13 protein-coding genes and 7 tRNA genes are annotated in these 13,537 nt (G+C 35.4%); 4 read left to right on the top strand and 16 right to left on the bottom strand.

The window, feature by feature from the left end:
* Window positions 1-439: 439 nt before the first annotated feature.
* The gene (locus PL77_RS31120) at window positions 440-1,456 is read right to left on the bottom strand and encodes a macro domain-containing protein (protein ID WP_052444776.1); all 1,017 of its coding nucleotides are present in this window, start codon (window positions 1,454-1,456) and stop codon (window positions 440-442) included.
* Window positions 1,446-2,774 (bottom strand): caspase family protein, encoded by a 1,329-nt coding sequence (locus PL77_RS27180; RefSeq protein ID WP_044212449.1) that lies wholly within the window; start codon window positions 2,772-2,774, stop codon window positions 1,446-1,448. Before PL77_RS27180 ends, PL77_RS31120 begins: the two co-directional genes overlap by 11 nt.
* Before the next feature lie 278 nt (window positions 2,775-3,052).
* Here PL77_RS27180 and egtB point away from each other — a divergent pair, with 278 nt between their 5' ends.
* Genes egtB through PL77_RS27165 form a run of 3 tightly spaced genes read left to right on the top strand, consistent with a single transcriptional unit; the run spans window position 3,053 to window position 5,678 of the window.
* Window positions 3,053-4,204, top strand: coding sequence for an ergothioneine biosynthesis protein EgtB (gene egtB / locus PL77_RS27175; RefSeq protein ID WP_044212446.1), 1,152 nt, complete (start codon window positions 3,053-3,055; stop codon window positions 4,202-4,204).
* A 31-nt stretch (window positions 4,205-4,235) separates the two neighbouring features.
* The gene (egtD, locus tag PL77_RS27170) at window positions 4,236-5,174 is read left to right on the top strand and encodes an L-histidine N(alpha)-methyltransferase (protein WP_044212444.1); all 939 of its coding nucleotides are present in this window, start codon (window positions 4,236-4,238) and stop codon (window positions 5,172-5,174) included.
* 39 nt (window positions 5,175-5,213) lie between these two features.
* Window positions 5,214-5,678 carry a DUF4268 domain-containing protein gene (locus PL77_RS27165; RefSeq protein WP_044212442.1) on the top strand — a complete coding sequence of 155 codons (465 nt, stop codon included), beginning with the start codon at window positions 5,214-5,216 and terminating at the stop codon, window positions 5,676-5,678.
* Between the two features lie 76 nt (window positions 5,679-5,754).
* On the opposite strand, the gene PL77_RS27160 is transcribed toward PL77_RS27165, so the two are convergent.
* The 14 genes from PL77_RS27160 to PL77_RS27100 all read right to left on the bottom strand — a co-directional run bounded on the left by PL77_RS27160 (window position 5,755) and on the right by PL77_RS27100 (window position 12,641).
* Window positions 5,755-7,269, bottom strand: a complete 1,515-nt coding sequence (locus PL77_RS27160; RefSeq protein ID WP_044212439.1) for a SulP family inorganic anion transporter — start codon at window positions 7,267-7,269, stop codon at window positions 5,755-5,757.
* Window positions 7,270-7,534: 265 nt separating this feature from the next.
* Window positions 7,535-8,506 (bottom strand): 6-phosphofructokinase, encoded by a 972-nt coding sequence (gene pfkA, locus PL77_RS27155; RefSeq protein ID WP_044212437.1) that lies wholly within the window; start codon window positions 8,504-8,506, stop codon window positions 7,535-7,537.
* Window positions 8,507-8,727: 221 nt separating this feature from the next.
* Complete coding sequence (gene proC / locus PL77_RS27150) at window positions 8,728-9,546, bottom strand: pyrroline-5-carboxylate reductase (RefSeq protein ID WP_044212435.1); 819 nt, start codon at window positions 9,544-9,546, stop codon at window positions 8,728-8,730.
* 113 nt (window positions 9,547-9,659) lie between these two features.
* Complete coding sequence (ftsY, locus tag PL77_RS27145) at window positions 9,660-10,655, bottom strand: signal recognition particle-docking protein FtsY (protein ID WP_044212431.1); 996 nt, start codon at window positions 10,653-10,655, stop codon at window positions 9,660-9,662.
* Window positions 10,656-10,917: 262 nt separating this feature from the next.
* Window positions 10,918-11,070, bottom strand: coding sequence for a DUF4295 domain-containing protein (locus PL77_RS31615; protein ID WP_082026757.1), 153 nt, complete (start codon window positions 11,068-11,070; stop codon window positions 10,918-10,920).
* A gap of 2 nt (window positions 11,071-11,072) precedes the next feature.
* Entirely contained in the window at window positions 11,073-11,255 is a 183-nt protein-coding gene (gene rpmG, locus PL77_RS27140) for a 50S ribosomal protein L33 (protein WP_044212429.1), read from the bottom strand.
* A gap of 47 nt (window positions 11,256-11,302) precedes the next feature.
* Window positions 11,303-11,539 (bottom strand): 50S ribosomal protein L28, encoded by a 237-nt coding sequence (gene rpmB / locus PL77_RS27135; RefSeq protein WP_044212427.1) that lies wholly within the window; start codon window positions 11,537-11,539, stop codon window positions 11,303-11,305.
* A 238-nt stretch (window positions 11,540-11,777) separates the two neighbouring features.
* Window positions 11,778-11,850 (bottom strand) — tRNA-Thr (locus PL77_RS27130).
* A gap of 65 nt (window positions 11,851-11,915) precedes the next feature.
* Window positions 11,916-11,988, bottom strand: a tRNA-Thr gene (locus PL77_RS27125).
* A 65-nt stretch (window positions 11,989-12,053) separates the two neighbouring features.
* A tRNA-Thr gene (locus tag PL77_RS27120) sits at window positions 12,054-12,126 on the bottom strand.
* Between the two features lie 65 nt (window positions 12,127-12,191).
* A tRNA-Thr gene (locus PL77_RS27115) sits at window positions 12,192-12,264 on the bottom strand.
* Between the two features lie 65 nt (window positions 12,265-12,329).
* A tRNA-Thr gene (locus tag PL77_RS27110) sits at window positions 12,330-12,402 on the bottom strand.
* Window positions 12,403-12,448: 46 nt separating this feature from the next.
* Window positions 12,449-12,521: transfer RNA gene (locus tag PL77_RS27105), tRNA-Thr, on the bottom strand.
* 47 nt (window positions 12,522-12,568) lie between these two features.
* Window positions 12,569-12,641 (bottom strand) — tRNA-Thr (locus PL77_RS27100).
* Between the two features lie 132 nt (window positions 12,642-12,773).
* On the opposite strand from PL77_RS27100, the gene PL77_RS27095 reads away from it, so the two are divergent.
* The gene (locus tag PL77_RS27095) at window positions 12,774-13,484 is read left to right on the top strand and encodes a TVP38/TMEM64 family protein (RefSeq protein WP_044212425.1); all 711 of its coding nucleotides are present in this window, start codon (window positions 12,774-12,776) and stop codon (window positions 13,482-13,484) included.
* The last annotated feature ends 53 nt before the right edge of the window (window positions 13,485-13,537 follow it).

Raw genomic sequence — 13,537 nt, 5'->3', positions numbered from 1 at the left:
TTATTTTAACTTCCAAATCTTTTTTTCAAAAATTTTTAAAGTTTTTTCGTTGATTTTCTCAGCTCTCAACACTCATTATTTACTACTTCAAAAGAGAAGTTTTAAAAGCCTTTCATTAAAGGCGAGTGCAAAGGTAAGAAGAGAATTTTAATTTGCAATGCTTATTTTGTTTTATTTAGAAACTTAATTTACATCGCTGATTTTCAACAAAATCAAATACCTTTTCATTATATCAATTACCCTAATCGGGTTATCACGTAGGACAACCCCTACGTTTGTTTTTTCCTCAGCCGTTTGCTGAAGGGAGTGCAAAGGTAATAGAAGGTTTTTTAAATGCAATATATTCTATGGGAAATTACATTAAATAAACGCAAATAATAAAAGAGTGCTTACACAACTTTAAACACTCTTCCACTATAATTAAATAACTATCAGTACCTTACTCTCCTAGTTCAAGGAAAGACTTTAGTTGAGAATTTATTGAATTTATTTTCTCTTGGGTTGAATTTATTTCCTTTTCCGCATCTTCAATACTCATCACGAGTCTAAAAGGCAGCATCTCTCCTCCGTATTTTGCCTTCTCTATTTCATAATGCCTTAAAGCTGTTCTATGATAATTAATTGACTGCTCCAATACTTTCTTGTCTTCTTTTAACTGTTCAATTTCATGTTTATTTGAATTTACTGAATGCAAGAGATCATATAATAGAGATAAATCACTCAATAACTCTGGGATTTTAGTAGGCACTATACCATTTTCCTCTTTTTCTAAAGAAGAAATTCTCACTAGCCCCTCTTCTAGTTTCTCAACCATGTCAGTATCTACCTTGTCATTTTGCTTCAAACTCTCATTAGCCTCTTCCAACAAACTTTTGATCGCTTGATTTTGCTCTTTAATTGAAACGAGTTCTACAGCATTCTCAAATAAAGTATTCATCTGCTCTCTTGATATTTCATCTCGCTTCAACAAACATAAGTTTACTTCCTCTATTGAATCATTATCCTTCAAGAAACCTCCGATCACTTCTGTTATTGCTTTAATTGAGTTTTTATAATCATACCCTGCCGTTCCTGTAGCAATAGCAGGAAGTGCAATTGACCTTACTCGTAATGCTTTCCCTAATTCTAAAATTCTCTTTAATGATAACTCTAATGTCTTGGGATCAATCACAAGATTTACTTCCTTGTTTAATGTAATAGCATGAAAAATGTATTTAGCGTGAAGATGACCTGCTGTTGAAACCACAATATCTCCTACTTTCAATCCTTTATGTTTTCGAGCATCTACCTGAATAGCATGTGACCCTGCCTTCAATATACTTCTAGAAACACCTCCCGACATTGTAATGTTGGTATCATCTGAACTTACAATTACATCCGTTAATGCCGTGGTTATATCAGCATAAAGTACATTAAACTGAGAACCTCCTATATAATATGTTTTATTATTTGTCATTTTTCGCTATTGCTTTCAGTTTATCAATCACCTTTTGTATTTCTTGCTCTGCTGTTTCCTTTCTATGAAAAAGCATTGTTGGGGGATTATCTCCATATTTAGCCAATGTCAATTCAACCTGTTGTAAATTTTTAGAATGAATTTCATATAAAGAAAATAAGTGATCAACTTCTAGTTTATTTGATTCAGTTACTATTAATACAACATCATCATTTATAAAAACCTTACCCTCTTCATTTCTAATTGATGGTCGAGCTACTTTATTTATGACAACTTCAGGAACCTCTGATTCAAGTATTGTCTTCTTTTGTTTATATGAATAAAGTAAAACACTCCCTCCTAATGCTACTACCATTCCTATTATTATATATATATACGTATTCGTTCCACCTTGCCCTCTACTTGCAAGACTTTCACTTAAAGGAATTGAATTGTCTGCTTTAATATTACTTATGACATTATCGTCGGCAGAGCTAAAAATAAACTCACTTCCCAATTCATCTTTCCCAAAAGAACCATACAGGCTCTCACTTACTGACCTTTTGGTCTGCTGATGTAAATCGGACAATGTGAATAATTGATGTTCATCTTCCTCTAAAAACTCCAAAACTGCTTTACAAAATGGGGAATGCCCATCCACTCCATCTGCTACTCTTTCCAATGCACCGGAAGTAAGATACACTCTTGTGGTCTTATTCATTTTATTCCTTAGGAAATTCGCCGTGATAATTTCCTCTTCTATTTTTCCTCTAAACTTTTGTTTCGATCTAAGTTGTGTATTAAAACTTCCTCCAAAACAAACGTCCAATACAATAGCCACATGTCTTGCTTTTAAAGCATTGAGCATCCCGTTTAATTTTCTATACTGCAAATAAGTATTTCGAGTCGGGTCTTTTCGTGTTGTTTTACTGTCTTTGAAAACCAAAAAACCATCATCAAAATTTTCTTCATCAAAATCACCATGACCGGCTATATATATTAAGAAGCGGTCTTCTTCTTTTAATTTGTCTTGAAAAGAAAGTATGCTTTTCTCTACTTGTTCTCTTTTAGGAGATAATAAAAGTGTGGTTTTAAAATTATATTTAGATGAAAGTATCTTGGAAATACTTTTTGCATCATTCTCTGCATTGTCTAAATCAGGCCACATGGGCTTGCCATCATATTTATCAGAACCTACAATCAGTGCATATTGATTACTCTGAACCAATTCATCATGTATTAATCCTTCTTCCTGAGCCAATAGAATAGGAGCAAACAATACAAGAAGTAAAGTCTGAAAAGTAAAAGTGGTTTGTATGTTTATTTTAGTATAGTTCATGTTTTAAATGATAAAAGACCTAATTCTAAATTGAGAATTTTGGTAACACAAAATAAATATAAGGAATATCTAATTTGATTGCTTTGGATCACATTGATTTCATTATCAAAATGAATTTCTTATTAAAATTAGATTATTTCACGGCTATTATTCTATTTTTATTGAGCTATTTTTCATAATTTATGAACTGATTTTACATAAAGTTATCTCCCTTAAACTAGAAATTGCGATATAATTTGAAATAATCATTTAGCTTCTTCTATCAACTACATTATACTATGCTCGAACATTATTTCAGCACAAGGAAAAGAACCGAAGATTTTTGTGCTCCCCTATCAATCGAAGATTATACTCCTCAAGTGGCATTGCATGCGAGTCCGATGAAATGGCAACTCGGTCATACTACTTGGTTTTTTGAAACCTTCCTTCTCAAACCTTATTTGAAAGAGTACAAAGAATATCACCCTAAATTCTCTTTCCTATTTAATAGTTACTATAACAATGTAGGTGATCGTTTGGCCAGAGATAGTAGAGGTGTTTTAACACGCCCTTCCGTTGAAGAAGTTTATAAATACAGACATTATGTTGATCAACATATAGAACAGTTATTTGGAGGAAATACCACTTCAGAGATGAATGCTATTTTTGAAATTGGTATTAACCATGAAGAACAACATCAAGAACTGATGATTACAGATCTGAAGTTAATGTTCTATAGACATCCTCTTAAAACTACTTATAAAGAAGGAGGAAGTAAACTAGAAGGGAAAGTCAAGTATTTCAATGAGTGGGTTTCAATACCTGAAGGCGTTTATGAAATAGGTCATCAAGGAGAAGGTTTTGCCTATGACAATGAATTAGGAAGACACAAAGTTTATATCCATGATTTTGAAATTGCAAAAGACTATGTGAGTAATGATGATTTCATTGCTTTTATTGAAGATGGAGGATATGAACGTTTTGACCTTTGGTTAGATGAAGGTTGGGCTTGGGTTCAACAGAATAATATTAAAAAGCCATTGTACTGGGAAAAAGAAGGAGAAGAATGGATGCAGTTTACCTTGGGTGGAATGCAAAAAGTAGAAGGAAAAGGTATTCTCAGCCATGTCAACTTTTATGAAGCAGAAGCATTTGCCCGTTGGAAAGGAATGAGACTCCCTACTGAATTTGAATGGGAAGTAGCTTCCGAACAACTGAACTGGGGCGATAGATGGGAATGGACGAATAGTGCCTATCTTCCTTACCCTGGCTTTAAAACTGCAGACGGTGCTCTTGGTGAGTACAATGGAAAGTTTATGATCAATCAAATGGTCTTAAGAGGAGGAAGTGTTGCTACATCACCCAATCACAGTAGGTATACTTACAGGAACTTTTTCCATCCACATTACTGCTGGCAATACACCGGTATTCGTTTAGCTAAATCAAAATAACACCCATTTCATTCAATTTTACAACAACACTATGATTACTGAAAAAACGCTATTTGCTCAACATGTTGAGAAAGGTTTAACAGCTACGCAAAAATTTTTATCATCAATGTATTTCTATGACAAAAAGGGTGAGGCTCTTTTTAGAGAGATAATGAACTTGGAAGAGTATTATCTTACCGACTGCGAGATGGAAATACTAAGAGTTCAAGGGAATGAAATTGCCAAAGCGATTGGTAATGAACCCTTGGATATTATTGAACTGGGTGCAGGTGATGGTATAAAGACGAAAGAACTTCTGAAACATTTTGATTTTGAAAACGTCACTTACAGTCCTATTGATATCAGTGAACAGGCGATTATTGACATTACTGCAAAAATGAAAGAGTGGCTTCCTCAACTGAATACTAAAGGAATTTGTGGAGATTATTTTAAAATGATAGGAGATTTTAAAAGTGACCGTAAGAAAGTAATTCTCTTCCTGGGTTCCAATCTTGGTAATATGACCGATGACCAAGCTAGAGGTTTCCTCAGTCAATTACATCAAGTAATGAATTCTGGAGACAGTATCTTACTCGGTCTTGACTTAATTAAGTCTGAGAAAATAGTTCTCCCTGCCTATAGTGATTCAAAAGGTGTAACTGCTCAGTTTAATTTAAACCTTCTTGAACGAATTAATAGAGAATTGGGTGGGGATTTCGATACTTCACAATTTGAACATTTAGCCACTTATAATGAGAAAGAAGGTATTGCTAAAAGTTTTATTCGAAGTAAAGTTGATCAAACTGTAACCATAAAAGAAACAGAAGGTTCTTATTCCTTCAAAGAAGGAGAACTTACCCATACAGAAGTGAGTAGAAAGTATGATTTAGATATTATACGCAAAATTATCGATGGCACGTCTCTTCAGTTGAAATATCAGTTTACGGATCATCGACAATATTTTACGAACCTCATTTTCACTAAAATCTAATTGTTCCTTAAATTTGCTGCATTATTAAATTATTGAAGCATGTATAGTAGAGAAGAACATATCAAGATGAGAACCGAGTTTTGGACTCGATTCGGTCAAATGATGAAACCGTTTACCAATAGTGAAGGTCAAAAGGTCAATTGGGTGAATTACAAAACGGGGATTAAGAATGTTTTCTTCAAGATGGATGCTAATAAACAGAAATGTAGTATTGGGATTTATGTCACTCATAGAGACCTTGATCTACAGGAAGTCTATTTTCAACAGTTTATTGACCTAAAGGATTTTCTTCATTCTGTCCTTGAAGAAGAATGGACTTGGGAATTCAAGGCAAAAGACAGGAATAATAAAACGGTTTCTAGGATTTATATTGAATTGGAAGGTGTGAATCTATTCAGGCAAGATGATCAACCAACCATTTATGAATTCCTTAAACCAAGAATATTAAAGTTGAATGAGTTTTGGGAAGATGCGAAAGAGCCTTTTAAGGCTTTGGAAGATTAGATCCTTTTACTATAAATAAAAATAGAGAGCCGACTCGAAAGTTGACTCTCTATTTTTTTATTGGATGAACAATAACCTACGCATCATACACTACTCCGTAATGTGGATCGTGGTCATGATCAATTTCTATATGTGATTTTGCTTTATCCAATAAATCAACACAATCTTGAGATAAATGGATGAACGTTACATTCTTTCCATATTGCTCATATTTTTCATTGATTTTATTGATTGCTTCGATACCTGATAAATCAGCTACTCTAGATTCAGAGAAATCGATAATCACTTCTTTAGGGTCATTTTTGAAATCAAATTTCTCGAAGAAGTTCGTTGCTGAACCGAAGAATAAAGGACCGTAAATTTCGTAGTGCTTACGACCAAATTCATCTGTTTTCTTTCTAGCACGAATACGCACTGCATTTTCCCAAGCAAATGATAAAGCAGACATTACAATACCAACTAATACTGCCACGGCTAAATCTTCAATTACTGTTACTACAGATACAGTAATTAATACTACAACATCTACTTTAGGTACTTTATTCAAAATACGTAAACTTGACCATTCGAAAGTACCAATTGATACCATAAACATCACACCTACAAGTGCGGCAATAGGAATTTGCTCAATAATTGATGATAGGAATAACACGAAAGCCATCAATGCTACTGCGGCAATAATACCTGACCAACGTTGACGTGCACCTGACTGAATGTTAATCATCGATTGACCGATCATGGCACAACCACCCATACCGCCAGTGAAACCTGAAATGATATTGGCTAATCCTTGTGCTACTGACTCTCTGTTTCCACTACCACGTGTTTCAGTGATTTCATCAATCAGCGTTAATGTCAATAAACTTTCGATCAAACCAACCCCTGCCACTTTTAGTGAGAAAGGTAAAATAATCATTAAAGTTTCCATATCAAATGGAACATCAGGAATTAATAGAGAAGGAAGTCCACCTTTGATAGACGCCATATCACCTACTGTTGGTGTTTCAATACCAAAACCAATCGCAATACCAGATACTAATAAGATAGCCATCAATGGAGATGGAACTACTTTCGTTACTTTTGGTAAGTACTGGATCACTAACATGGCCAATACTACTAAACCTAACATGATATATAATGGAGTTCCTGATAAGTACTCTCCATCTATTTTAAACTGACTGAATTGCGCTTTAAAGATAACGATAGCTAGACCGTTCACGAAACCAAGCATTACCGGATGTGGTACCAAACGGATAAATTTACCCAATTTTAATGCACCTACAGCTATCTGTAATACACCACCTAGAATAATTGCAGGGAATAAATAATCCACACCTTTATCAGCAATCAATGGCATTACTACTACTGCAATAGCACCCGTTGCTCCTGAAATCATTCCTGGACGTCCGCCTAATACAGCTGTCACGAATCCCATAATTACAGCGGCATACAAACCTACCAATGGAGATACACCTGCGATAAATGAAAAGGCAATTGCTTCTGGAACTAGGGCAATCGCTACCGTTAGGCCTGATAAAATTTCTGTTTTGAAATCAGTTCCTTTAATACTTAACTGAAGATTTTGTTTCATTAGTTGACTAATAATCGCTCAAGAGTATGAGCTGTTGAAAGTTGAGAAGTTGGTTATCCTCTGAACAATGAACGGATAACTTTAAATTATTAACAATGCTTTTTTCAGTTGTAAATCACATCGGAGGAGATCAATTATGTTTAAAATACAAAAGGGAACAAATGCAAAACTACTGTTTTATACATTTATTCCCTATTTATATTTCAGAATATTAAGTACTAAAGACCTTTTAAAAGGAAAAATCCATCTTAGTACTCACTGAATACTAGCTATTTAAGATTTCCACCATCTTATTTAGCTCAACATCCAAAGGTTTTTTCTTATTGATTGCATCATCAAAAGAAGTATAAGCCACTTTATCATCAATGATACCAGCCATAACATTTGATTTTCCAGCAATCAAACCTTCAACAGCAGCAATACCCATACGGCTTGCTAAAATTCTGTCGATTGCACTTGGAGAACCACCTCTTTGAATATGACCTAAGTTAGACACTCTGATGTCCAGATTTGGTAAAGCTTCTTTTGCTTTTTGAGCAATGAAGTTCGCGTTTCCGATCTCTTCACCTTCAGCAACTACAATGATATGAGAAGGCTTTTCGTTATCACCACCTTTTTTAAGGTTGTCAATCACCTCATCAATTGTATCAGGAATCTCAGGAACTAAGATATCTTCAGCTCCACCGCCAATACCAGATTGCATAGCGATAAAACCTGCATCACGGCCCATAACTTCTACGAAGAATACACGGTCATGTGAAGCGGCAGTATCTCTGATTTTATCAATGGCATCTAAAGCCGTATTTACTGCTGTATCAAAACCGATCGTATAATCTGTACCATAAAGGTCATTGTCAATTGTACCAGGGCAACCAATTGTAGGAATACCGAAGTTTTCCATTAATAATTTTGCTCCAGTAAATGTACCATTACCTCCAATAGCCACTAAACCATCAATTCCTTCCTTCACACAATTTTCGTAGGCTTTCTTTCTCCACTCAATATCTCTGAACTCATCAAATCTAGCAGACTTTAAAATTGTTCCGCCTAATCCAATAATATCAGATACAGAGTGAGACTCCATAGGAATAAAGTCAGCATCAGCCATACCTTTATAACCTCTACGGATTCCTACCACTTCTAAACCATTATAAAGCGCTGCTCTAACAACAGCTCTAACACAAGCATTCATTCCAGGAGCATCGCCCCCTGATGTAAACACGGCAATCTTTTTCACGGTCTTTCTAGTTAATAATTAAAATTTACACACTTTTAGTACGAAGTACTAGGACATAAGTAACGGATAAATATCTCTCACGCTATGACTGAAGTCATAGATTGACTGTATTAACACCTTTCTATATTAATAATTACAGCAAGAGAAACATCTACCCTTTTTGTTCTAGTACTTAAGGCAAGAAATCATTCATTTTCATATATTCTTGTCTTGCCTTGTTTTTATTTTTTATCAAAATCATCCTTTATCACATCAATCGCTTTAAAGGACGTTTTTACTCCGCTAATTAATGATGAACTAAATCCTTGGTGCTCCATTTCATTTAGTCCAGCAATTGTACACCCTTTTGGTGTAGTTACTTTATCAATTTCTTGTTCAGGGTGATTTCCTGTTTCCATTAATAAAGACGCCGCTCCTTTTACAGTTTGAGCAGCAATAATTTGAGAAACCTGAGCTCCAAACCCAATTTCAATACCTCCTTGAGAAGCCGCTCTGATAAATCGCATGGCATACGCAATTCCACTTGCACCAAGTACTGTAGCTGCCGCCATCAAGCTTTCGTCAATAATAATTGCTTCTCCTAATTGAGAGAATAAATCAATCATCATTTCTTTTTGCTCCTCTGTACCGTTTACGGTTGAGATACAAGTCATCGATTCGCGAATAGCAATTGCAGTATTCGGCATCGAACGGAAAACAGGTTGTTCTTCACCTAAAACAGATGCCATATCGTTTAATGATACCCCTGTCACTACTGAAGAAACCACTTTATCTGCTGTTAAAGAATCCTTGATTTGCTCCATAATCGACTTGATTTGGAAAGGCTTGATCGCCAAAATTACAAGGTCTGCTCCTTTTACAGCTTCATTATTATCTGAAGTAACATTTACTCCCTGATCTGATAACGATTGTAGAAGTTTTATGTTTCTTCTAGTCACTGTTAAATTGTGAGGTTCGATATACTTACTGATGATCAGGCCTTCAGCGATTGCCTTACCCAAGTTTCCACCTCCAATAATAGTTATTTTGTTCGGTCTCATAGTGTATTTGTTAGTTTTTCCACTTTGAAATAAGTAGAGTTAAAATAATTCTTTTGAAAATCAAAAAAGCCATGTATTTATCTCAATACATGGCTTTTTTTTCAACTTAAATCTTATTGAGATTTTGTAGCATCTCTTCCTCCAAAGAGGGATTCTACAAACTCCATTTTTCTAAATGCCTGCAAGTGATCAACACCCTCACCTACACCTATATATTTTACTGGAATTTTAAATTCATCTGAAATACCAATCACTACACCACCTTTAGCTGTTCCGTCTAATTTAGTGATGGCTAATCCTGTTACTTCAGTTGCCTTTGTAAATTCTCTTGCTTGATTCACTGCATTTTGACCTGTTGAACCATCCAATACTAAAATCACATCATGCGGCACTCCAGGAGCAACCTTTTGCATTGATCTTTTGATCTTAGAAAGTTCGTTCATCAAGTTTACTTTATTGTGCAAACGACCTGCTGTATCAACAATAATAACATCAGCATTTGATTCTACACCTTTCTTCACTGCTTCAAAAGCTACTGAAGATGGATCTACGTTCATACCTTTTGCTACTACATCAACTCCTGTACGTTCACCCCAAAGTTTTAACTGATCTACCGCTGCTGCTCTAAATGTATCAGCCGCACCTAAAACCACTTTATAACCTTTGGCCTTGAACTTTGCAGAAAGTTTACCAATTGTTGTTGTTTTACCAACACCGTTTACCCCTACAACCAACATCACATATGGACCTTCAATTCCTTCCGGAATAGAATATCCATCTACGTCAGCACTTTTATTCTCATCTAAAAGTCCTGCGATTTCTTCGTATAAAATCTGATTTAATTCTGTAGCATTGACATATTTGTCTTTTGCTACTCTCTCTTCTATACGGTCAATGATCTTCAAAGTAGTTTCTACACCTACGTCTGAAGTCACTAAAATTTCTTCGAGATTATCTAGTACCTCGTCATCTACCTTAGATTTACCAGCTACAGCTTTGCTAAGCTTGTCAAACAAAGTACCACGAGATTTTTCCAAACCTTTATTCAGGTTGTCTTTCTCTTCCTCCGTAATCTCTGATTTACCAAAAAATTTTTTAAAGAAGCCCATTATCGCTGCTAATTAAATCTAATAATAAAAAAACAAGGTCAGAACTCAGGTCAAAAGACCTTTTCTCTAGTGCGAAAATAACGCTCAAAAAGTTAGAATCCCAATAAAGTCCTGTTGTTCTATCTCTCTGATAGTATTTGATTTACTAATACATGAAAACGTCACATAAACGTAAAAAATACATATCATGTAATAAACAAAAAACCCTACAATCTTGTTGCAGGGTTTTTTCGAAAGAAATGTAAAGCTTGATTCAAGAGAATTACTTTGCTAAGTATTCTTTTACTTGATCTTCCATGATAATCTCTTCTTTGAACGTGTAAGCACCCGTTTTTGGAGATCTCACTGCTTTCACCACTTTAGCGTATTTAACGCCACCTTCTTTCTTAAGTGTTGCTACTACTTTCTTAGCCATAATTACTTAATTTCACGGTGAATTGTGTATTTCTTTAATACCGGATTGAACTTACGTCTTTCCAAACGATCTGGAGTGTTCTTACGGTTTTTTGTAGTGATGTATCTTGAAGTACCTGGTTGACCAGATGCTTTGTGCTCTGTGCACTCAAGGATCACTTGTACTCTGTTGCCTTTCTTAGCCATGACTTATTCTTTTTGGTAATGAATACCGAATTTAAACCAAGATTAAATTAGATAGTTTTACCTTCTTTACGTGCTTTCTTCAAGACAGCAGAAATACCGTTCTTGTTGATTGTTCTTAAAGCACTTGAAGAAACTTTTAACGTTACCCAACGATCCTCTTCAGGAATGTAGAAACGTTTTTTGTGCAAGTTAGGGTAGAACTTACGTTTGGTCTTATTGTTTGCGTGAGAAACATTATTACCAACTCTCGTTCTTTTACCTGTAATATCGCAGATTCTTGACATCTTCTTATATTTTAAAATTAACGAGTCCGCAAATACTTAAATAATTTCGTAATCACCAAATAATCAGTAGGTTATATTTCAAACTTTACATCTCATTAACGAAAATCCATTATCCAAATACTTCAGAGCATTCCTGACAGATGTTACAAAAATGCCCTAATAATGAAAAAAACCCACTCAAAAGCAGTATCACCAACTAGGTTGACAATTCAGCTTTCAAAAGGGTTTCATTACTATGAGCCTCATACCGGAGTCGAACCAGTGACCTACTGATTACAAATCAGTTGCTCTACCAGCTGAGCTAATGAGGCAATACCATATTTCGTCTTTAACCCAGCGCCGAATTTGTTTCCAAATTGCCTGACTCCAAGACTTGAGCCTCATACCGGAGTCGAACCAGTGACCTACTGATTACAAATCAGTTGCTCTACCAGCTGAGCTAATGAGGCAATACCATATTTCGTCTTTAACCCAGCGCCGAATTTGTTTCCAAATTGCCTGACTCCAAGACTTGAGCCTCATACCGGAGTCGAACCAGTGACCTACTGATTACAAATCAGTTGCTCTACCAGCTGAGCTAATGAGGCAATACCATATTTCGTCTTTAACCCAGCGCCGAATTTGTTTCCAAATTGCCTGACTCCAAGACTTGAGCCTCATACCGGAGTCGAACCAGTGACCTACTGATTACAAATCAGTTGCTCTACCAGCTGAGCTAATGAGGCAATACCATATTTCGTCTTTAACCCAGCGCCGAATTTGTTTCCAAATTGCCTGACTCCAAGACTTGAGCCTCATACCGGAGTCGAACCAGTGACCTACTGATTACAAATCAGTTGCTCTACCAGCTGAGCTAATGAGGCTTCTCAAATCAATCCACACGACTTGTGAATGTTTGAAGTAAAATTGAGCCTCATACCGGAGTCGAACCAGTGACCTACTGATTACAAATCAGTTGCTCTACCAGCTGAGCTAATGAGGCTTCAAATTTATATTTTACAGAAATTTACACGACTTGTAAATTTTTAGAGCCTCATACCGGAGTCGAACCAGTGACCTACTGATTACAAATCAGTTGCTCTACCAGCTGAGCTAATGAGGCCTTTTGCGAATGTCTTGAAACACCGTTTCTGACAAAAGCGATGCAAATATAGAAGCAGAAATTTAATTACACAACTTTTATTCATTTTTTTTACCTTGCAGCATCATAATTGACAATTATTTAAGAGAAAAGATGAAAATAAAGGGTATTAGAGAGGTTTTTCAGAAAAATAAATCTTCATTTTCTGTTGGAGGAGGGCTAAGTATTTTGCCTTTATTGACGAGTTCTACCATTGCTACACTTGGGTATACTTACCAAGATTACATCTCAAATTTTACAACAAATGAGTGGGTCGTATTTTTTGTAATTTCAAGTTTCACTATGGCACTTGCACTTACACCCACCACATTTATGGCTTTATTCACTGGTTATTTTTTAGGGTGGAATGCACTTTATGGAATGGTCCCTGCCTATATGATCGCTGCTTTGCTTTGTTATTTTATTGTCAGATGGGTTGACCAAGGGCGGTTTAATGATTCTATTCAAAAATATCCGATTGCAAATGCTATCATCAATACCGTTCATGAATCCCCTTTGAAAATTGTAGCTTTTACAAAGTTATCTCCGATTTTACCTTTTGCCTTAAGTAATTTATTGCTTGCTTGGGCTAAAACTCCCATCAAACAATTTCTTTTAGGTAGTTTGATTGGAATGTTACCGAGAACTTTAGTTTCTGTATGGTTTGGTAAGTCTCTAGAGAACCTTCAAGATATTTCCAACAGCGGTTCTAACTCTATCACTCAAATGGTCGTAGGCGGGCTTATAGTGTTATCTATAGCTGGTTTAGGGCAGATCTTCTCTAAGTCTATCAAAAAACAATTGGAGCAAAATAAAAGCCATTAGAATTGAAGTTCTAATGGCTTTCATCTTATTTCGATATATATAACTTAAATTGA

The organism is Flammeovirga sp. OC4 (genome assembly GCF_000812565.1).
Classification (GTDB): Bacteria; Bacteroidota; Bacteroidia; order Cytophagales; family Flammeovirgaceae; genus Flammeovirga.
This window is presented reverse-complemented; position numbering and strand designations above follow the sequence as displayed.